The sequence below is a fragment of the Ihubacter massiliensis genome, from assembly GCF_024125305.1.
GTDB lineage: Bacteria > Bacillota > Clostridia > Peptostreptococcales > Anaerovoracaceae > Hominibacterium > Hominibacterium faecale.
Genome location: NZ_JAMXVH010000001.1, coordinates 3,462,805 through 3,482,987, shown reverse-complemented (window position 1 = coordinate 3,482,987; position 20,183 = coordinate 3,462,805). Strand labels below are relative to the sequence as shown.

Genomic DNA, 20,183 nt, shown 5'->3' with positions numbered 1-20,183 from the left:
TTCAGGCCATGATGGTGATGCTGCTGCCGCCGAATTGATCCTTTTTAACGATGATCTGACGGTCGATCTTTTCTTTCAGCTCGGCCACATGGGAGATGATTCCCACCAGCCGGTTTCCCTCCGTGAGATCGGACAGCGCCCTGATGGCCTGCTGCAAGGATTCTTCATCCAGGGATCCGAAGCCCTCATCCACAAACATGGTATCCAGCTTGACTCCGCCGGCGGAAGACTGAATCTCATCAGAGAGTCCTAGCGCTAAGGAGAGGGAGGCTTTGAAGGATTCTCCTCCCGAAAGGGTCTTGACGCTTCGCTCACTGCCGTTGTAATGGTCGATCACATCCAATTCCAGCCCGCTCTGACTGAGGCGGTTCTCTGCTTCCAGCCGGCGTTTCAGCTCGTACTGCCCGCCGGACATAATCATAAAGCGGGTGTTTGCCCGATCGATGATCCGGTCGAAATAGGTCATCTGCACATAGGTTTCCAGCATGATCTTTTCTTTGCCGCTGATGGTTCCGCCTGCCGTATCCGATAGGGCTTTCATCCAGGACCACTCTTCTTCGGCCGCTTCCATTTCCCTGGCTCTGTTCTCAATCTGCAGCAGGCAGTCCCGATTTCGATCCAGTCTTGAGCGAATGGTCTGCAAGGTTTGAGAAAGGTCGGTCTTTTCCGCTTCCCAGGCTTTCTTTTTTTCAATTTCAACATCAGGATCTGCGGCTTGCATTCCTTGCAGCTGTTCTTTAAGGGTACGGGCCGTTGCCTCAAGGTCTGCAATTCGTTCCCTGCTTTTCTGGAGCTGCGTTTCCGCTTGACGCAGAGCCTTATCGAGGGAGGATTGGGTTTTCTCCAGTTCCTTCAGATATTTTTTTGCTTCCTCTTTGCTGGAAAACTCCAGTTTTTGAGCCAGGCCGCTTTCCTGCTCCCAAAGGTTTTTTTCCTGGCTTTCGGACCTTGCCAGTTCCTGCTCGTCTTGGTTCAAAAGGTCTTTCTCTTGCTCCACCTTTTTCTGTCCCTGAGGTATGTTCTGTTCCAAGTCCGCCTTTTGCTCCGCCTGCTTTTCAAGACAGGCTTGTTTTTCTTTCAGCTCTTTTTGCTGTGCTTTCAGCTCTGCCCTCTTTCGATCGATCCAATGGGAAAGGGATTCCAGGGGGCCGTCTTTTATGAAAACCTCTGCCTGCCGTTTTAGATCGGACCTTTGGGCCTCCGCCCTGCCTTTAATTTCGCCGGCAGCAGCGCTGGCTTGCGCCATATCGTCCTGGGCCTGTTCCTTTTTGGAACGGGCAAGCTCTACTTCTTCCTCGCTGGGCGCGCCCTGGGTGATGCTGGCGGGCTGAGGATGGTCCGTCGAGCCGCAGACCGGGCAAGGCTGACCCGGATCCAGACTCTGTGCCAAAACACCGGCCTGTTCATCGAGAAATGCCTGGTATTTCTCGGCGTATTCCTGTTGTGCCTGCTGGGCGCAGGCAGCAGCTTTCTGGTACTCTGCGCTGGCTTCCTCCCATTTGGTCTGGGTGATCTGGTATTGCTTTCTTATCTCTTCCAGTCCTTTTAGCTGCTGGCCCATCCGGCGATTTTCTTCTATGGCCTGCTGCGTCTTTGTCTGCTCAACGTCAATCTCTTTTAGGAATTCCAGGTCTTTTCGCTGCTGTTCAAGCTCTGCGGAAAGAGATTCAATGAATGCGGCCCTCTCTTCTTTTTCCGTCCGCTTCTTTTCAGCCCTTTTCCGGCATAATGACAGCTGCTGCCGCACATTTTCCAGTTCATCGTACGCGGGCAGGTGTGCTTTCATATTGGCGATCTGCTCAGAGAGCTGTTCCCGCTGGCCTGCTTTTGCCGATTCCTGGTCCAGCGCCGCCTTCTTTTGCTCTTGATTCATACGTTCTTTTCCAAGCTCCGTTTGGGTGCCTTCCAAATCAGCGGCGGCTTTCTGCTGTGTCCTGATCCGGTCAAGATTCAGGTGCACAGCCCGAAGCTGACGTTCGGTCTTTTCCAATTCTTCCGTTTTTCTTTGATACTGCTGCTGGTCATCATCGATGATCCTTTGAATCACCGGTACCAATTCTTGCGAAGAAAGTTTTCCTTCCTTGGCCAGCTGCAGCTGTTCCCACTCCGGTGATCCCTCCCTGCATTGTATTTCGTCCACATACAGTTCCAGGCCGGCCTTCATGGCTTTGTATTGTTTTTCCCTTGTCAGTGTCTCTGATTTGAGTTTGTTCTGCAGAATCTCATAATTCTGGGTGCGGAAGATTTGCCGGAAAATTTTTTTCCGGTCGTCTGTGGATGCCAGCAGCAATTTAAGAAAATCCCCCTGGGCGATCATCGCGATCTGGGTGAACTGGGCGCAATCAATTCCCAGGATCTCTTTAACGGCCTCGTTGACTTCTCTGATCTTTGTTACGATTCTCCCGTTTGGATAATGGAGCTGGGCCTCCGCTTTTTGGAGGACAGTTCCATGACCTTTTTTCGCCGGGCGCATATATTCCGGATTGCGGCGCACCGTGTAAAGGCTTTCATGGTAGCAAAACACTAGCTCCACAAAGGTGGGCGCGGCCGGATCGGCGTATTTGCTGCGAAACATGCCGGTTTCCCGCACCATGCCGCTGGCCTCGCCAAAGAGAGCGTAGGTAATGGCATCAAAAATGGTCGTCTTTCCGGCGCCTGTATCTCCCGTGATCAGATAGAGGCCGCACGCCCCCAGCTTGTCCATCTCGATCACCGTCTCTGCCGCATATGGGCCAAAAGCGCTCATTGTCAGTTTGATCGGTCTCATTTCTCATCCTCCCAAATGGCTTTCACCAGCTTTTCCACCAGGCTTTCCTGACTGGGGGACAGTTCCTGCCCGTTCTGCATCTGAAAAAAATCCGCGAACAGCCGGGCCGGCGGTTTTGTCTCCGCTGCCGCTGCTGTTTCAAGGCCTTGGGCGCGCACGCGGCTGTTATCATAGTCCAATTTCATCAGATTGGGATAGATGGACCGCAGCTTTCCAATGGCATCGAAGATATCCTCTTCGTCGGTCAGGGTTATATGCACATAGTCGCTTTGGTCCGCAAATTGGTACTGCTCTCTTGCGGTAACTTCCATATAGCTTCCCCGAATTTCCCGCATCTGTCTTCTGGGAATCAGCGGAACCGTTCGCAGCAGGAGATTGCCCTTTTCTTTCAGTTCTATGACGGTAACCGATTTCTGATGCTTGACTTCTGAAAAGGAATATTTCAGCGGTGTTCCGCAGTATCTGGCTCTTGTTTGACGTTTGCTCTTCCCTTCTTGCGGGGGGATGGGAATATTCTGCGGGCTGTGGAGATGTCCCAGGGCGACATAATCGAAAGGCCGGAATACACCTGCTTCAATATGATCGGTGCCCCCTGCCGAAAGCTCTTCCGAATCGCAGCTCTGGGAGCCTGTAACGAATTGGTGGGTCACTAAAATATTACGTTCCTGCGGGTCGATATCCATTTGCTGGATCGCCGCGCTCACCGCATCGGTGTAAGAGTTGATTTCTTTATCCGGAAAAACGGCCCTGGCGTGAGCTGGTTTGAGAAAGGGCAGGAGAAACACATGGACGCTGCCAAACGCGTCCTCAAAGGTTATGGGCTTGACTGCGCCGTCATAAACCGGCGAAAGGTATACGCCGCTTGCAGTCATGAGCTGGGCGCCGAAAGACAGACGTTCGGGAGAATCGTGATTGCCGCTGATGATCAGCACGCTGCGTTTCTCCTCGGAAAGCCGCACCAAAAAGTCGTCAAAGAGCTGGACGGCTTCTGCCGAGGGGACTGTCTTGTCGTAAACATCCCCTGCGATGAGTACTCCATCGGCGTCTTCCTCTTTAATGATTTCTAATATTCGCTTTAAGATATATTGCTGATCTTCGATCATGGAAAATCCGTTGACCCGTTTGCCAAGATGAAGATCGGATAAATGGATCAGTTTCATAAATCCCCCTTTTTATCGCCGGCTTTTCGGCCGGTCTTCATCTTGCTATTATATCATTTCCTGATCCCAGATCAAATGTTCAGCTTGTGTTCAAGGATATTTTTACTCAAGTACAAAGCTGCTGAAGTCAAAGCAAGGCATATCACTAATCCCAAAATCAGCCCGCGGGTAATCTCATAGCTGCCGCCTATACGCACAAACATTTTGTAAGCCAGCCGTCCCAGCAATGCGATCAAGGCTGCAGACCCTGCAAAAATCCCTGCTGTAGCAATCGGACCCTTTTGGGAACCCAGCGCCATATGGCGTAAGGCATAGACAAAAAACAGCAGGCTCAGTACCATACCCGGCACAGCAAAGATGAGCGCTGTCAGCAAAAGCCCGCTGACGCCCGCCTGCCAAATCGGCATGCCGTCCAGCATCCAGGATTTGATCAGTCTAGGTATATATTGGCTTTCCCAGGGATACAGAAACATCAGAAATGTGCAAAGCTGCACGGCTGCTGTTTGAACCCACACAGCCAGTATCTTTGAGGCAATCAAATTTTTTGTGCGAACAGGCAGTGCCATGTAAAGGTTAGAGTCATGGCCGAATACAGTTCGATGAAAGAGCAGATGGGCTTCGTACAAGATCAGAAACAAAATGGCCGCGGCTGCGACGGCTGTAACTGCTGCTGCAGCGCTTTTTTCCCAATCGCTGATATCGGAATAATAGGTCGTTTGATAGATCATTTTCGCGCCTGCTGCCAGCAAAAGGATGGCCGGAATCATCATAATCATCTGCCGTTTTATAAGCCGCAGATTCATGTCAAACATTTTCTGCATTATGTTCGCCTCCCCTCTAAAAGTCTGCAAAATACAGCTTTCCTTCATATCCTACGACCGCAGTCCTTCCTTTTGTCCAGGACACAGACTCAAAGCAGACAGGCAAAGCGAGCTTTCCCCGATTGTCAGCCAGGCCTTTTTTCAGGTTGTCATAGTCATCATCAATCACCAGGGCATAACCGTCTTGGAACGCTCCGCAATCGCTGTATGTTCCGGAAAGACTGAAAACTCGGTCGCCCCTGGTGTTGACGCAAAACCAGTTGTTATTTTTTTCGTCATTGATCCAGGCAAGTCCCTGGGAAAACTGGGACGTGCCTGTCAGCCAGTCTCTTTTTAGCTGGAATACCGTATTTCCCTTTTCACCGATACACTGTTTTTCCCCCTCGCCCGTTTCTATAAAGCATCGTCCATCAGAAAAGCCGCTGGTCCTTTGGATGGTTTTGTCGCTGAATACTTGTTGAAAGTCTGCGTTATAGCACAAGAGCCGTATCTCACCGTCATCCCGATCCTGGGAGAACCAAAAGAAGCCTTCGCTGTAACTGTCAAAGCTCATTCCTTTTTTCGAATAGAACAGCGTTTCCCTGTTCGTTACGCTGCCGACCCATAGCTGATAGCCGTTCTCCATTAGAAAATATCCGTCCTGAAGCATGGTAAGCCTCTGATTGGGTTTTGCCCGATAGCAGGTCTTTCCTTTTGTGTCAATGATGCAGTCCTGCTTTTCATCCCATACCACAGCCCAGCCTTCGACAAAGGGGCTGCCTTCTTTATAGCGGGCCGGGATCACAGGCTGGCCGTCCTGGTTCAAATAGCCGAAATATTCACCTTGTTGAAATAAATAGCGGTCATTGTCTCCCTGGAAATCGATATAATCGTACTGGCCGGCTTCTGCCAAGCAGCTGCCATCCCGGTCCGTCAGCGCGTAGAAGAGCCGGCCATCCTCTTCGCCTTCGGCAACAAAACGATTTTCCGCCCCGTCCATGGGAACCAGCTGAATCAGGGAATCCATGCCCGCCAGCTCAACCGGCTTCAGCGACCGCACCAGCTGAACCTCTTCGGAATAGCTCTTTGCCAGAAAGGCTGTCCCTGCGCCTGCGGTGACAATTACTGCTGCTATGAGAATGAAGATGTATTTAAGGCGAATCCTCATAGTTCTTTCCTCCCTCTATGAATCGTGACATTCCGTTTAATTTGTTGCATGTGCTATTGTATTATTTATATAGTACAATAGCACATAGGGATGCGCTTGTCAATGCGCATTTGCTTTGTTGGGAAGGCTTTATTGATCTGCGTTTTTTGCATATTACTGTTGGCGGAATCCCGGCTGGGCGTCGTGCCTGGGTATAAATTTTTCTATCCTCCACACACTACTGTTGGAGGTGGTATTCATGGATAGAGATTTTAGGGTAGCGGATCTGTCCGCGGAAAAGGTGGCGGAAATCAACGAGTTTCAGAAAAAGCTGCGTAATGAAACCAATCAAAATATTGTCTTAATCGCATACGAACCAGGCACGACAAAGTAACGAGATTGCGGCGGCTGGGATTGGGCCGGAGCGTTTAGATGGTACATTTGTTTGGGGATAACCAAGAATGGGGCATATCACATAAATGCGTGATGAATGTGATATGTCCTTTTTTTGTGCACATTTCGCCGAGTGTTGAAGCGAGAAGGGAAGGCCCCTAAGGGTTTTGCCTTTGTGGTGTGTTGGTGTTGAGTCGGGCTGGACCGGGCCGGGAAATTTTTTTTAAATGGTTTGGTTTTTTTCACAAAGTTGTGGGTTTGCGGGGTCTGATATTGAGAAGTGGCAGGATTTTCGGCTTTTGGCTGGTTTTGAGAGGGTGCAATCGTTGAAAATTGCGTAAAAACTTGAATTTATTTGAAGTTTTTTACGCAAACCTATGCCCCATGAAATTCAGGAATCGCTATACAATCAAAAAGAACGTTGAAATCTCAACGTTCAAATGGTGGAGAATAGGGGGATCGAACCCCTGACCTCGTGATTGCGAACCACGCGCTCTCCCAGCTGAGCTAATTCCCCAAGCCGGATTAATTTAACGGAACTATTATAGCACGATTGATTCGAAGATGGCAATAGAAAAATGAATTCTTATTACCCTTGCCAGCAGGCTTGACCAGGGAGGCCCCACAGGCCAGCCGCCGCAACCAGAGAGGCTGTCGCAGTAATCATGATCATCGTGATCCCTGAATCCTTGAGCGTCACGTTCTCGGAGAACCGGGGCCGGGGAACTAAGCCGGGAATCGAGGACGGGAGCAAATCATCGTGATCTGTACCTGGCAGCTTTCCCAGCAATGATTTTGCTTTTCGCCCTCTATTAATCCGGGCCCAAAGGGCCCGCTCCTTTCCCAACAGTCCACAAAATGGATCAAAAAAAGGGCACATCGCATTCGTTTTCGTTAATGCGACAGCCCCACGAAATTCTACGGAAAATCATGATAGTGCGTCCGCAGATCAAATGTGATATTTTCGCAATTTGCGTGAAACCGTCGATTGGTTGATACCGAGGCGATTTCCGATTTCGGTTGTGGATTTATAGAGCTTCTTAGCTTCTGTGAATATTTGTTTGTCCAACTCTTCACAAATCTCTCTATAGCTGCGGTTCGCAATCCTCAAATCCGTATTAAAAGTATCTTCCAGGTTCAAATCGATAATTCCGTAAAGATCGCTCAGGGTAATGGTCTTTTTATTGGAAAATAAAATCAGCCGCTCTATGAGATTTTCCAGTTCCCGTACATTTCCTTTTAATTCCATTCTGGAAAGAAAAGTCAGAACTTCGCCGGTGATTTCTTTCTTCAGTTGATAAACTTCGTTGAATTTCTGTTTAAAGGTTTCGACGAGAGGCGGAATGTCCTCCGGTCGTTCTCTCAAAGGCGGAATGTTGAGTTCCAGTACGTTCAATCGATAATACAAGTCCTCTCGAAACTTTTTTTCTTTTATCTTCTCCTTCAGATTTACATTGGTTGCAGCAATGATTCGAGTATTTACCATAACCGGCTTGGTTCCTCCGATACGGAAAAATTCTCTTTCCTGCAGCAGGCGCAGCAGTTTTACCTGCAAGTCATAAGGCATGTCACCGATTTCATCCAGAAAAAGCGTACCGCCATCGGCCATTTCCACAAGCCCTTGTTTTCCGCCGCTTAATGCACCTGTAAAAGAGCCTTTCTCATACCCGAACAACTCCGATTCAATCAGCGAATCAGGGACTGCACCACAATTAATGGTTAAAAAAGTGCCTGCTTTTCGATTGCTGTTATTATGCAGAAATCTTGCAAGAAGACTTTTACCCACACCGGATTCACCCAAGATCAAAACCGTTGAATCCGTCTTGGCCATAATTTCTGCCTTATCAATAATATTCTTCATTACTGCGCTTCTATAAACAATTCCTAATTTTTTAGCAGCATCGTTCTTTAATTGGAGCAATTCCATACTGTACTTCAAATTGCTGGAAGTCAAATCCTCAATCACTTTCCGCTTTTCGCTGGTATCAAAGATGTAGCATATGACGTATTGAATTTCTCCCGACTCATCAAAATAGGGAACGCCTTTAACCATCCGCGAAATCCCTTCCCCGTCATTTTTATACGACAGCTGTTCCAATACCACCGTTTCCTTTCTGTCCATTACTCTTCTTGTCGTCGCGTCATGGATAATTTTTTGCTCAATCATCTCGCCCAGGGTCATTCCAACGAGATATTTTCCCGAATAACCAGTCATCCGCTCGTGTTCTTGATTGGTCATAATCACTTCCTCATCCTTATCGACCACGATGGTGGCGCTGGACGACTGGTCGATTATAAACCTCAATAGTTCTCTGTTTTCAATAAATTTTTTTTGTTTATTTTTCATCGGAAGGCTCCATGATTTCAGTAATTTATGCTTATTTTCATATTTTATGCATTATAGCATAATTACATCTAAATTCCAATCTTTTTCAACAATATTTTGCCTTATAATATGCAATTTCGCATATCTCCCTTTGTATAAGCGACGTCGGCTTACTCATTTTGCGTCAATTGGGCCCGATTCTTTATGAAAACTGCGTTTTTTTATGGCATGGGATTTGCGTTTAGCTTATTGGCAAATGATTTTATCATAATTTTTTAGGAGGAAATGCATTATGAACAAAGTAGGTTTAAAGCAAAACGGAAGATTCTACTATGGCTGGATTCTGATGATCGTCGGATTTATCCTCATGTCTCTGGCCTATACAGGCTCAATTTCCATAACCAGCGTTTTTGTAGTGCCAGTAACGGAAGCCTTTGGCATTGATCGGGGCTCTTTTCTGCTCTATCAGACCGTGCTGACATTGACGGCCGTTGTTGTGACTGCATATTTTGGCAAGCGCATGGCGAAGGGAAGGTTAAAGCTGATTGTCGTGATATCTGCCCTTGTGGCAGCTGTCGGTTATCTGCTCTTTGCATGGGCAAAGGCTGTGTACTGGTTTTACTTCGGCGCAGTTTTGATCGGCGTCGGCTTTACCAACTGCACGGTACTTCCGATGTCCATTATTCTAAATAACTGGTTCGGCGGAAAAGTCAGGGGCACGGTCATGGGATTCTGCTTTGTGGGCAGCGGAGTAGGCGGCCTGGTGATTCTGCCGATCCTGAATTCGGTCATAACCAATTCGGGATGGAGGACCGGCTATATCGCACTGGCCTGCATGTTTGGAATTGTCGCTTTCGTCTCTCTGCTCTTCCTTGTGAAAACTCCGCAGGAGCGCGGCTTTACAAGAATGGGTGAAACCGCAGAAGAAACAAAGGCGGTTGAAGATGCTGCAGGGATGAACATAAAGGAAGCCATAAAAACGCCAATGTTCTGGCTCATCTTGGCTACCGCTACTTTGATGGTCTTTGGTTCCAGCGCGATTCTGTTCAATTCAGCACCGTTCTTTATCGAATGCGGATTCAGCACGCAAAAAGCAGCTCTCGTTGCTTCTTTCAACCTGGGCATGCTGGCCGTTGGAAAAATTTTTATTGGTTTTATCTGCGACAAGCTGGGTACCAAGTTCGGCTCCATTCTGTCCGGCGCAATATTCGGATTGGGCTTTCTTTCCCTGGCCCTGATGCCGATGAACCCCAATGTGTTCGTATTCGGAGCAGTCATTTGCTACGGTATTGGCGGCGGCGGTATTACGGTCTGCCCGCCTCTTCTGGTAAACGCATTATTCGGCGAAAAGGATTATGGAAACATCGTTGCTGCTATGAACATGGCTACCAATCTGGGCGGCGCTATCGGCGGCACCATTGCCGGCGTCATCTATGATATTACCGGAAGCTATGTGGTGTTTTGGTGCATTGCCGCGGCGATGATGGCTGTAGTGGTTGTATTCCGTGTTATCTGCTTTAAGTTAAGGAAAAAGTACACTTATTAACTGCCTGATTTTGGTTTACCATTTAGTGTAAGTGGTTGCAGCGACTGTTTAGAGATAATAGGAGGAAGAGTATGGAACAAAAAAAGAAACAAGCAATCCGCTGGATCGAAGAGAATCAAACCCAATTTTTTCAAATATCCGATGCCATATGGGAGCATCCTGAACTGAGCATGCAGGAATATTTTGCATCAAACCTATTGGCTAATTTTTTGACTGACGCAGGGTATCAAGTAGAAAGGAACGTCGCCGGAATGCCCACTGCATTTATTGCTTCATACGGCAGCAAAGGGCCGGTTATTGGGTTTAGCTGCGAATACGACGCATTGCCGACATTATCCCAGGACAAAGACAAATCCCACAGATGCAGCCTGAAGGAAGGCGCTCCCGGTCATGGCTGCGGACACAATCTGATGTCCATCGGCGGCATCATGGCCGCTGCTGCGCTCAAATCGCTGATCGATGCCGGTCGGTTAAAGGCCCGCTTAAAAATCTTTGGAACTCCTGCCGAGGAGCTGTGCATCGGCAAACCGTTTCTAGCACGAGAAGGATATTTCCGCGGCGTAGATTGCGTTTTGGACTGGCATCCCATGGCCTACAGCAAAGCCGGGTACAATGAAAGCACCGCATATTTCAACTGCAAATACCACTTTAAGGGTGCTACCGCCCACGGGAATGCTCCCTGGTTTGGAAAAAGCGCACTGGATGCAGCTATGCTCATGGGAAATGCGCTGGAGTTTCTGAGGGAGCATTTACTTCCCGGCACACCCGGAGGTGAAACGACGCTCAACTATACTTTTGAAAATGTCGGCGGCACGCCCAACGTTGTCCCGGAAAAGGCAACCTTGTGGTGCGTCGGCAGAATGGGAACGGCTGAAGAAATCAAGGAGTTGAAACGGAGAGTCGATAACTGCGCGGACGGTATCTCCCTGGCAACAGAGACAGAGGTCACCAAGGAGCTCATAACCGTGATTCACGAAAAAATCCCCAACGAAACCATTTCAAGAACCATGCTCCGCAACTTTGAATATGTGGGTACACCGGTGTTTTCGGAAGAAGATCGAAAGACTGCTGCACAAATACAGCAAGAACACGGCATACCGGTCATCCCGATGGGAAGAGAATTGGCACCTTTTGCCTGCACCAAGATGCCGGTCAACGATTCCTCGGAGTACAGTTGGTTTGCTCCGATGGATATTGCCATGGTGGAACTGGTCCCTGATGAACTGGGATGGCACAACTGGGTGGTAACCAAGTTTGCCGGGGGCAATGCCGGAAGAGTTACGGCTTCTGTGGCAGCCAAACTATTGGCATGCACTGCAGTCGAGCTTGCAGAAAATCCCGCGCTGCTCCAGGAAGCGAAGGATGAGCTGAAAACGAGACTGAACGGAAGGGTCTATCAGTCGCTCTTTGATGAAAGCATCCGGCCTGCAACGGATGCCAACAAGGCGGAAATGGAGAAGTTCCGGACACCTGAAATGCAGCCTTAAAATATAAAGTTCGTGCATCTTTTTCATAACAGCGAAAAAGGTGCACGAATAAATTTATCACTTGTTTTTTGTTATCTTGTTTTTTTATATTCAATCATTTAATAGATTTCCAATTATCTCGTTAGATGTTCTTATATGCCGGTATAGCCCTTAACTTCGGGCTTTTCCGGCATTTTTCCTATCGGAAGAACCTCACAAACATTCTTATTACCCCTCATGTTTTCGTTCTCAAACGTAGTACAAACAGTAGTACATTCTGCGTATCTTATGCGGCCTTGGATTCCTGGGCGCTCTCTGACGCAGGCTGCGCGTTGACTGCGGCGGCGGTCTGTGACTTGGCTTGCAGCCGTTCCATTTCCTCCTGTGCGGAATGGAACGTGGCGTGGGCGTAATAGTTCAGCGTCATAACGATATTGGAATGCCCCATAATGTACTGCAATGCCTTGGGGTTCATGCCCGCATTTGCCATTCTGGTACAGAATGTATGCCGCATGGTGTGTGGCGTCATGACCTCCGGCAGCGGTTCCGCATGGAACTTGTTGAACTTCTTGGCAAGGCCCTGAAACATGGAATCATAGTTGACAGCCGCTTTCGGCAGTCCGTCCCGATTTAAGAACAGGAATCCCTTATACCCGTCCACCACAACGCCTTTGCCGTCCTTTCGCCTGTGCAACACACGCTGAAATGCTTTGTAGGCCGCTGCGCTCATAGGCACCTGGCGATAACCGCTGTCTGTCTTTGGCGCTTCGATGTAGTAGCCGTCCTCGGTGCTTCTCAAAAGCTGGTGGTCTACATTCACAAACCGCTTGTCAAAATTCAGGTCGGCAGGCGTCAGGCCGCAGAGTTCGGAAACGCGAAGTCCGGTTTCCAGCAGAATCAATACCTCGTCATAATACTTGGCATAAACGGGGTCACTCTGCATGAAGCCCAAAAGCTCCTTTTCCTGTGCAGGGGTAAGCGGCACCTTTGGTACGGTATCGTCGTTGATAACCTCATTGATCTGGAAGTCAAAGGGATTCTTGCGGAGGCAATCGTCCTGTACGGCCATGTGAAAAATGGCTTTCAGGGAACGCTTGCCGTTGCAGATGGTATGATAGGCCACGCCCTTTTCCTGCATACGCAAGGCCCATTCTTTGGCGTCAGACAGCTTCACGCTGTCGATGCTGGCCCCTCCGATTTTATCCTCGGACAGAAGTTTCATTAACTGCTGGCGGCTCTTATGGGTTCCCCGTTTCACATTGCCCCGCTGCCGGATATACTTTTCATATAGCTGGCACACGGTCATTTTCTTACCGATGGTGTCAATCCCATCGTCAAGGTCTTTTTGTATCTGCTTGATTTTCTCACGCAGAGAAATATCCGGGCGTTTTCCGGCAGGGATTTTGTCCGTAGGGACTAACTTCCATGAGTACACAAACTTCGGTTCTCCAAAGGTATCCGTATATTTGTAGGCGTATCTTCCGTCTGTTCGCTGGCTCTCTCCAGATTTCAAAAGGCGGCCTTTGCTGTCCCGCCTTTTTTCATCTCGTTCTTTTTTTGACATTTCGTCATGCTCCTTTCCATGACGGAAAGAGCCTTGACACGCTTTAAGAGTATTATAGCATAGTCAAGGCTCTTTTTCACTAGATTGTGTCAAGAGAATCAATGATTTTTTCAAATTTTTGCCGTTTGATCTGGATGCGGTTGCCGTTCAAAATCACCCAGCCAGCGGATGGGTTTTCCTCGGCAAGCCGACGCAGTTTGTTTTCTCCAATGCGAAAATATTTCGACGCTTCCTCAATGGTAAGCGTATACTTTTCCCAAATAGGCACATCGTTATTACTCATAATATGGCCTCCTTCTGTTCAAAGCAAAGGTTCCTTGTAAATGTGGGCAAAACACGGACGGCTGGCGGCCCAGCTCCACGGGCTTTTCACCCCCGTGTGGTTCTCACACGGCCCTACCCATTGCCTGTGACGCTTTTAACGCTCGGACTGTGGCTGTAAGGGAGTATCATTGTCCTGCCTGCACGTCATCGCCCATAAGCAGCTACGCTTATTTTGCGGCTGGGTGGTTGTCGCTCCGCTGTTTTCGTAGAAACCAGCATCATGGCGCACCCGCCGTCCGGCTCGGTGTAGACAGAATGTGTCCGTATGCCCTATGACGCGCCGCCATTGTCCTGCGGGCGTATTTGTCAAGGTACATACATCAGCCACCGAGCCGGCGGAAATGCGGAAAGAGAGTAATAAGACATTTCCGTTACCGTGGCCGGGTCGTTACTTCAAGGCAACGATGATGGAATGAATGAGCTTGATTTCCAAACGGTGCTTCATATACTCGTCCACGCACACATAGGGGATGCCGTTGCTGTCATACAAGGTGCGGATGCAGAGCTTGTTTATGTAGTCCTCATAGTACCGCAGCACTTGCTCCATAGCCATTGCATCCCCAGCGTGGGCAGCTTCCATCACCGAAAGGGGAAGAAGCTCTCTGCCGTTGAATGTAGGTTCCTTCATCCGCGTTTACCTCCCTCTGGCATGAACGCCATCAATTTCATACGCAACTGTTTCAGGGTCCTTGTCCTGTGACGCTGTACGGCGCTGCGGGACATTCCCATGAGGCTGCCGATTTCTCCGTCTGCCAAATCCAGAACACAGTGCAAAATCAAAATGCTTTGTTCCTGTTCCGGCAGGCTGGCGAACGCCTCGGCTACAAGCTCGTTGTCGATCAGCAGGTCATACCCATACGACGAAAAAACGTAGCTGTCGCTGGGGTAATCATCCACGACTGAGAGCTTGTCCATTTCCTCTTGTGTCAGAGCATCCAGCGACTTTTCACGTTCGCGGCGATGCGCCATCTCCGACCAGTAGCTTTTAGCCTCATTGCGGAGTACCGCTTTGCAGAAAGCATCATAGCGGTGCCGCAGGATAAAATCATTGCGGGGGATCGTTTCCATCTTTTCACCCCCTTTCTGTGGGGGATTTCGGTGGTTTTCTCCCTTTCCGCCAAAGTTACTGTTGAAAGGCCTCCAGCTACCCGCCAAACACCACTTTTTTAAAAAAATTTTGAAAAAGTGTTTGACCGATAGAGCGGGCCGAAGGAAATAACAAAATTCGCCCGGAAGGGCATAAACCCTCCGGGCGAACAAAAAAATAGTATGATATTTTATTGCATACGCAAATTCATGGTTCCGGCCACATTTCCCACGGGCCGGGGGATGTTTTTTTTAACGGTGTTACTCCCATTTCCGTTGGTCGATATCCCGTTCTACACATGACGGCTCCCTCCTGAAACCGCCAATGGGATCAGCGTTAGGGGGAATTGCTCCCATCCAATACCTTACGAACCGCGGTGTGGTTGCTCGGGGCGATCCGGCTGATGTAATGACGGCCTGATTGCGCAACGTTCCTTTGGTTTGATGTTCCATCTTTCACTTTCTCCATTTTTTTAGAAAATAACTTCGATACAAAATCCAAGGACAACAAACAGTAAAATGCTGATAATCGTTCCAACTCTCGTCATGATCTGATACTTTGTAAACTTCTTATTTCGCACAAATGTAATCCCTCGCATTCTCAATAAATGTATCTAATATCAATTCGCAATCTGTAAACTTGTATTGTCTTGCACTTTCTATATCTTGATTTAAGAAAATAAAACCGATGCATTTATCGTAGGTTCCAAGATAATCAAAAACAGATTGTATGTATTCATTGCGAACTTCATCACTGGTGCTATGCTCCGCGATCTCTCCAAAAATAATTGGCTTATTATATGCTTCCAAATAGTCTCTTTGACCTTCATTTTCATAGAATTGCTGAAAACTCTCACGGGAATCCAATGTGTTATTCAATGTCAATCCGACATAATCAACATACTCATCACCTGGATAATATTTCGTTGTGTATTCGTCTGCCCTGTTGGGAGACCATACCCACTTAACATTGGGAGCATATTCCCTACCCAAGTTCACAATGTGAACCCAAGCGTTTACATATGCGTGAGCATCATCTGTTTGCCAACTGTACCAACCAGATTTGTAAGAGGGCCTCATTTCCATTTCATGCGCTAATCGAACAAAAAGTTCTGTATTGGCTCTGTTATCCGAAGAGAGTTTCTTAAAATATTCAATAATTAAATCATCATAATACCCGTCAGAAACCAATTTTAAGTCCCAGTCGGTAGGCTGCAAAGTGATAAACGCTATATACTTATTGTCGTCTAAACATAAAGAAATCTTGTAATCACTTGTCTGATCAAAACGATCAAACCAAGCTAAAGTATTGATGCTGTCAGCTAAAACATCAGTCTCTTCGGGGCCTTGAACATAAACGCCCAAATATCTTTGTCCCTCTGTAATAGGATAATATTCAGACTCGACAACTGAGGATTCTGTTACAATAGATTCCGTAGTTGGTTCTTCCAGTGTAGCTTGACTATTACTCGGAGCCTCAATAGACGCAATGCTGTCAGAGCCATCGGCCTTCTCGGTATCGACAGGCTGTTCGTTGCAACCAACCCATAATATAAATATAGCAGCCGCGAATATACAAATGCAATTAAGGAACTTCCACTTTATCATTGTCCTCCTCCAATTTCCGGGTGCCCCATTCCATATCGTCAGAGCAGAGCATAAGGCCTAGCAATCGGATAGGAACCATGACAACAGTTAAAACAAGGATGAATACTGGAAGCAGTAATGTATAATACCACTTCACACTTCTCATAACCTTAATATTTCGTGAACCAAAACTAATGATGCAACCAAGAAGAATAAAGAGAATGATCTGCCACCATGGAGCGGTATATGCCAATGTTGGAATCGCGCAGCCAAGTATATTTAACACCTTGCAAATTATAGTATTGGCATAAACGCTAACCAGCATCATCGGACTAATCATATCTGACCAGTAAATAAAGCACATCAGCTTGGCGTTTTTTAACATCCAAGGAGTCATTCTCAGATTGTTATACTGTGAACCTTCCGACCATCTTAACTGCTGCCTGATAAATTTTTTCCATTCGGTGGGCGCATCTGTATAAATTACTGAGGTGTCTTGCATAACTGTTTTGTACCCCTTTCGGAGCGTCAGGTTTGTGAGGCTTCTGTCATCGGATACTTCTTTGTGAAATCCCATGAATGTCTCATTCATAAAGTCATACATCACATCTATCAAAATCTGAGTACGGAAAGCAATTGTCCTGCCGGGAAGGCAGCCCACTTTGCCTGTAACGCTCATTGCTTTCATCGTTCCTTCAGCTCTGATCTCTTCAAGCAAATTTGCAAACATGGTTACGAGTTTGCGGTCAGGATCAAGTATTTTCTGTCTGGTTGTAACACCGCCAATTTTTTGATCACAAGCAAAAGGCTTCAGCAACTCGGACAAAGTATCCTCTGTCCATACCGTATCACTATCCACAAGCACTGTTATATCGGAATTCGGATTAATGTGCTCCATTGCCACACGGATCCCATTTCTCTTACCGGCAACAGGTGTATAATAATGCTGAACAGGAGTAAAGCAAATTGGTAAATTCCTGTTGAAATCTACACACAGGTTTTCAAGCCCCTCGTTTTTTGGCCCATTAATGACAACTATAATCTCAGACGGATTCTGGCGTGCTATTTTCATCAGAACACTATAAAATAGATCTAATGGTTCGTCAACGACTGGGAGCAGCACCGATGTAAAATAATTTATTTCTTTATCTTCATAATCATATGGCTTATATCGAATAGCATGGAAAAATACTATTCCCCATCGAATGAAAATGAATGCGAAGAAAAACATAAAGAGGTGAAGGTTATGAGTTTTGATATAATCCTCGACCATCAAGAAAAATGTGTACATTACAATCACCGCCTCGCCGGGTCAATCTCTTCCAAAGATGTCTCTTGTATAAACCTTATACATAACTTCCGAGAGTTCACTGGAAACTCTATTAGCAACAATAACATCACATGAACGCTTAAACTCCGCAAAAGAATGTACAACCTTATAACCCATAAACTCTGCGGCATCGCCTAATAAGGGTTCATATATTACAATTTCTTGTTTTTCTTTGGAAAGCCCCTCCATAACACCCCAAACAGCACTTGAACGGAAATTGTCAGAATTAGACTTTGCCGTTAAGCGGTAAATACCAACTGTGCCAGGATGTTTATTCAGAATTCCCTTTATGACATGGCCTTTTTTGGTGTGGTTTGCCTGACACACAGCGGTAATCAAATTTTCAGGAATATCATGAAAACTTGATTTCAACTGCTTTGTATCTTTCGGGAGGCAATATCCGCCATAGCCAAAAGATGGATTGTTATAATGCTTACCAATTCGAGGATCATGACAAATTGCATCTATGATGTTCTTTGTACTTAACCCATTCATTTCTGCAAAGGTATCCAATTCGTTAAAGAACGCAACACGCATGGCTAAATAAGTATTAGCGAAAAGTTTAGCGGCTTCTGCTTCATCAAGCCCTATAATCAAGACGGGAATATCTTCTTTATTTGCGCACTCTTGCAAGATGGTTGAAAAAACCTGTGCATGGATAACCATAGCAGGGTCTGCAATATCTGTACCAACAACAATTCTGGAAGGGTACAAATTGTCGTATAGGGCTTTCGTTTCTCTTAAAAATTCAGGGGAAAATAGAATGTGGCTGGTGTTATATTTTTTTCGCACACTCCTTGTATACCCAACAGGAACCGTACTTTTGATGATCATAATGCAATGATCATTATTTGCCATACAAATTTCTATGGTGGAATCAACCGCATGAGTATCAAAGCTATTGGTTTCATCCTCATAATTAGTAGGTGTTGTAATAATTACATACTCGGCGTCTTTATATGCTATTGCCGTATCTACAGTGGCTGTCAAATTTAGTTTTCTTTCGGCAAAAAACTTTTCGAGATATACGTCCTGAACGGGAGAAATACGGGAATTAACTTTCGCAACCTTTTCTTCATCAATATCAAGCACTATTACTTCATGCTTTTGGCCTAACAGAGTGGCAAGAGATAACCCCACATAACCTGCGCCTACAACAGTAATTTGCATAGCATTCTAACCACCTTTCTATTCAAATTCATTCTCGGCTCGGATGACGTTGCAAACCGCTGCAGTGTTCCGATAGATGCTTCATCAACGTTTCTTTCGCGGCGGATGCATCCGCTTGCTGGGAAAGACCCGTCAGATAAGCCAAGGCGTCATTCCACGTTTTTAGCGAAAAGGCTTCCGAAGGAACATGTAAAAGCTCCCTGGACAGATGGAATTGCTCCCATGGGCTGAGATACCGCAAATCCGACAGATACCCACATCCGGCCTTCTGGGCCAAGCACTCCAACAATTCTACCGACCATCTTTCTTCCACTTTATTCACCTCCTGTCATTTCAAAGGGAATATCCTAACCACAAACTTTCCTTTTCTGAACGATTCAATTACCGCAGAATAATGATTCTGGGGTAATCGTTACTGCTTCTAGGAAGAAAATTATTATTTTAATCAACTAAGGGCGTTCTGACAGGCATAAAAAGCAGACCTGCGCACATATTTCGCGGTGCAGGTCTATTTTTCGTATTTATTTTGCTGTTCTATATGTAATAAATGGTTGAAAATCTGCTCTGATACACTTATAATAGAGCTAATCAGTTCTACTTGTAACTGAGCAAGGGGGCCATGGAACCACAGAATCATTATTCCGTGGTGCTATGAGATCAGATGCATCCGCTGTAAGGTTCGCTCATGTTCCCGTGTGCCCATAGCTACATAGATACGCGTGGTGTCCACGGAGGCGTGTCCTAAAATATCCGCAAGATATGCCAGATTCTTTTTGATGGCATAATAGCATTTTGCAAACAAGTGCCGCAAATTGTGGGGAAAGACCTTTTCAGGATTTACCCGCGCCGCCCGGCACAGCTTTTTCATATCATGACAGATATTGCTTCGATCTAAGGGCTTTCCGGTACGGGTGCAGAACAGATACCCCGTTCGGATGCCTTTTTCTTTGGCATAGGCGTTCAATTTCCGGCACAGCTCTTTTGTCAAGAGAATGGTGCGGATTTTGCCTTTCATGCGGATTTCCGCTTTTCCTTTGTGCAATGCCTCCACAGTCAGAAAGGAAAGCTCACTGACCCGGATTCCGGTGGTGCAAATGGCAAGCATCACATGATACAGGCGGCTGTCCTTTTTCCTTTTGGCAGCGTCTAACAAGCGGTGGTATTCCGCTTCGGTCAAATCTCGGCTGTCATCCACAAATACCGTATGCTGGATTTTCAAAAACCTCACCTTGCAGGCCGCCAGCCCCAGGTAGTCCAGATAGGAATGAATGGCGGACAGCTTGGCATTTACGGTGCGGGCATGGTGGCTCTGTTGCAGTTGCTCTCGATATTCCAGCACCTTTGCTTTTGTAGGTTCTTCCCCCTGTAAAAATGAAAGAAACCAAACCAACTCACGAACATACTTTTGTATGGTTGCGTGAGATTTTTCATGTTCGGTCAAGTAGATGCGGTACTCCCGCAAGATTTCATTGTAATTTTGTTTCATCGTGTTTTACCTCTTCTAAATTGATAGTATG

Annotated in this window: 17 protein-coding genes and 1 tRNA gene; 3 read left to right on the top strand and 15 right to left on the bottom strand. The window is 46.9% G+C overall.

Translation table 11 applies throughout. The features are described 5' to 3' along the window. Position 1: 1 nt before the first annotated feature. The 4 genes from NIA71_RS15975 to NIA71_RS15960 all read right to left on the bottom strand — a co-directional run bounded on the left by NIA71_RS15975 (position 2) and on the right by NIA71_RS15960 (position 5,895). Positions 2–2,767, bottom strand: coding sequence for an AAA family ATPase (locus tag NIA71_RS15975; protein ID WP_253020945.1), 2,766 nt, complete (start codon positions 2,765–2,767; stop codon positions 2–4). Next, complete coding sequence (locus NIA71_RS15970; RefSeq protein WP_253020944.1) at positions 2,764–3,927, bottom strand: exonuclease SbcCD subunit D; 1,164 nt, start codon at positions 3,925–3,927, stop codon at positions 2,764–2,766. The genes NIA71_RS15975 and NIA71_RS15970 overlap by 4 nt, the downstream gene beginning before the upstream one ends. A gap of 71 nt (positions 3,928–3,998) precedes the next feature. Further along, on the bottom strand, positions 3,999–4,748 hold the full coding sequence (locus NIA71_RS15965; protein ID WP_148397636.1) for a hypothetical protein: 750 nt from the start codon (positions 4,746–4,748) through the stop codon (positions 3,999–4,001). A 16-nt stretch (positions 4,749–4,764) separates the two neighbouring features. Beyond that, positions 4,765–5,895: a WG repeat-containing protein gene (locus NIA71_RS15960; protein ID WP_253020943.1), complete on the bottom strand. Its 1,131-nt coding sequence runs from the start codon at positions 5,893–5,895 to the stop codon at positions 4,765–4,767. Positions 5,896–6,133: 238 nt separating this feature from the next. Here NIA71_RS15960 and NIA71_RS19985 point away from each other — a divergent pair, with 238 nt between their 5' ends. Next, positions 6,134–6,268 (top strand): hypothetical protein, encoded by a 135-nt coding sequence (locus tag NIA71_RS19985; RefSeq protein WP_265333486.1) that lies wholly within the window; start codon positions 6,134–6,136, stop codon positions 6,266–6,268. 440 nt (positions 6,269–6,708) lie between these two features. On the opposite strand, the gene NIA71_RS15955 is transcribed toward NIA71_RS19985, so the two are convergent. Beyond that, positions 6,709–6,784 (bottom strand) — tRNA-Ala (locus NIA71_RS15955). A 432-nt stretch (positions 6,785–7,216) separates the two neighbouring features. Further along, entirely contained in the window at positions 7,217–8,614 is a 1,398-nt protein-coding gene (locus tag NIA71_RS15950; RefSeq protein ID WP_148397376.1) for a sigma-54 interaction domain-containing protein, read from the bottom strand. Positions 8,615–8,885: 271 nt separating this feature from the next. On the opposite strand from NIA71_RS15950, the gene NIA71_RS15945 reads away from it, so the two are divergent. Both NIA71_RS15945 and NIA71_RS15940 read left to right on the top strand, forming a co-directional pair. Next, positions 8,886–10,139 (top strand): MFS transporter, encoded by a 1,254-nt coding sequence (locus NIA71_RS15945; protein WP_227755450.1) that lies wholly within the window; start codon positions 8,886–8,888, stop codon positions 10,137–10,139. A 71-nt stretch (positions 10,140–10,210) separates the two neighbouring features. Further along, positions 10,211–11,626, top strand: a complete 1,416-nt coding sequence (locus NIA71_RS15940) for an amidohydrolase (protein ID WP_253020942.1) — start codon at positions 10,211–10,213, stop codon at positions 11,624–11,626. A gap of 265 nt (positions 11,627–11,891) precedes the next feature. Here NIA71_RS15940 and NIA71_RS15935 read toward each other — a convergent pair whose 3' ends face one another. The 9 genes from NIA71_RS15935 to NIA71_RS15895 all read right to left on the bottom strand — a co-directional run bounded on the left by NIA71_RS15935 (position 11,892) and on the right by NIA71_RS15895 (position 20,152). Beyond that, positions 11,892–13,169, bottom strand: coding sequence for a site-specific integrase (locus NIA71_RS15935; protein ID WP_002566647.1), 1,278 nt, complete (start codon positions 13,167–13,169; stop codon positions 11,892–11,894). Positions 13,170–13,248: 79 nt separating this feature from the next. Then, positions 13,249–13,452 (bottom strand): excisionase, encoded by a 204-nt coding sequence (locus NIA71_RS15930; protein ID WP_002566648.1) that lies wholly within the window; start codon positions 13,450–13,452, stop codon positions 13,249–13,251. Positions 13,453–13,881: 429 nt separating this feature from the next. Further along, positions 13,882–14,121 carry a helix-turn-helix domain-containing protein gene (locus NIA71_RS15925; protein ID WP_002566649.1) on the bottom strand — a complete coding sequence of 80 codons (240 nt, stop codon included), beginning with the start codon at positions 14,119–14,121 and terminating at the stop codon, positions 13,882–13,884. Next, positions 14,118–14,561: an RNA polymerase sigma factor gene (locus NIA71_RS15920; protein WP_002566650.1), complete on the bottom strand. Its 444-nt coding sequence runs from the start codon at positions 14,559–14,561 to the stop codon at positions 14,118–14,120. Before NIA71_RS15920 ends, NIA71_RS15925 begins: the two co-directional genes overlap by 4 nt. A gap of 588 nt (positions 14,562–15,149) precedes the next feature. Beyond that, positions 15,150–16,187 carry a glycosyl hydrolase gene (locus tag NIA71_RS15915; protein WP_002566652.1) on the bottom strand — a complete coding sequence of 346 codons (1,038 nt, stop codon included), beginning with the start codon at positions 16,185–16,187 and terminating at the stop codon, positions 15,150–15,152. After that, positions 16,165–17,457, bottom strand: a complete 1,293-nt coding sequence (locus tag NIA71_RS15910; RefSeq protein WP_002566653.1) for a glycosyltransferase family 2 protein — start codon at positions 17,455–17,457, stop codon at positions 16,165–16,167. Before NIA71_RS15910 ends, NIA71_RS15915 begins: the two co-directional genes overlap by 23 nt. A gap of 21 nt (positions 17,458–17,478) precedes the next feature. Further along, positions 17,479–18,666, bottom strand: coding sequence for a nucleotide sugar dehydrogenase (locus NIA71_RS15905; RefSeq protein ID WP_002566654.1), 1,188 nt, complete (start codon positions 18,664–18,666; stop codon positions 17,479–17,481). A 28-nt stretch (positions 18,667–18,694) separates the two neighbouring features. Next, positions 18,695–18,979, bottom strand: coding sequence for a hypothetical protein (locus NIA71_RS15900; RefSeq protein WP_018595755.1), 285 nt, complete (start codon positions 18,977–18,979; stop codon positions 18,695–18,697). Between the two features lie 336 nt (positions 18,980–19,315). Then, positions 19,316–20,152: a tyrosine-type recombinase/integrase gene (locus NIA71_RS15895; RefSeq protein ID WP_002573990.1), complete on the bottom strand. Its 837-nt coding sequence runs from the start codon at positions 20,150–20,152 to the stop codon at positions 19,316–19,318. Positions 20,153–20,183: the final 31 nt, after the last annotated feature.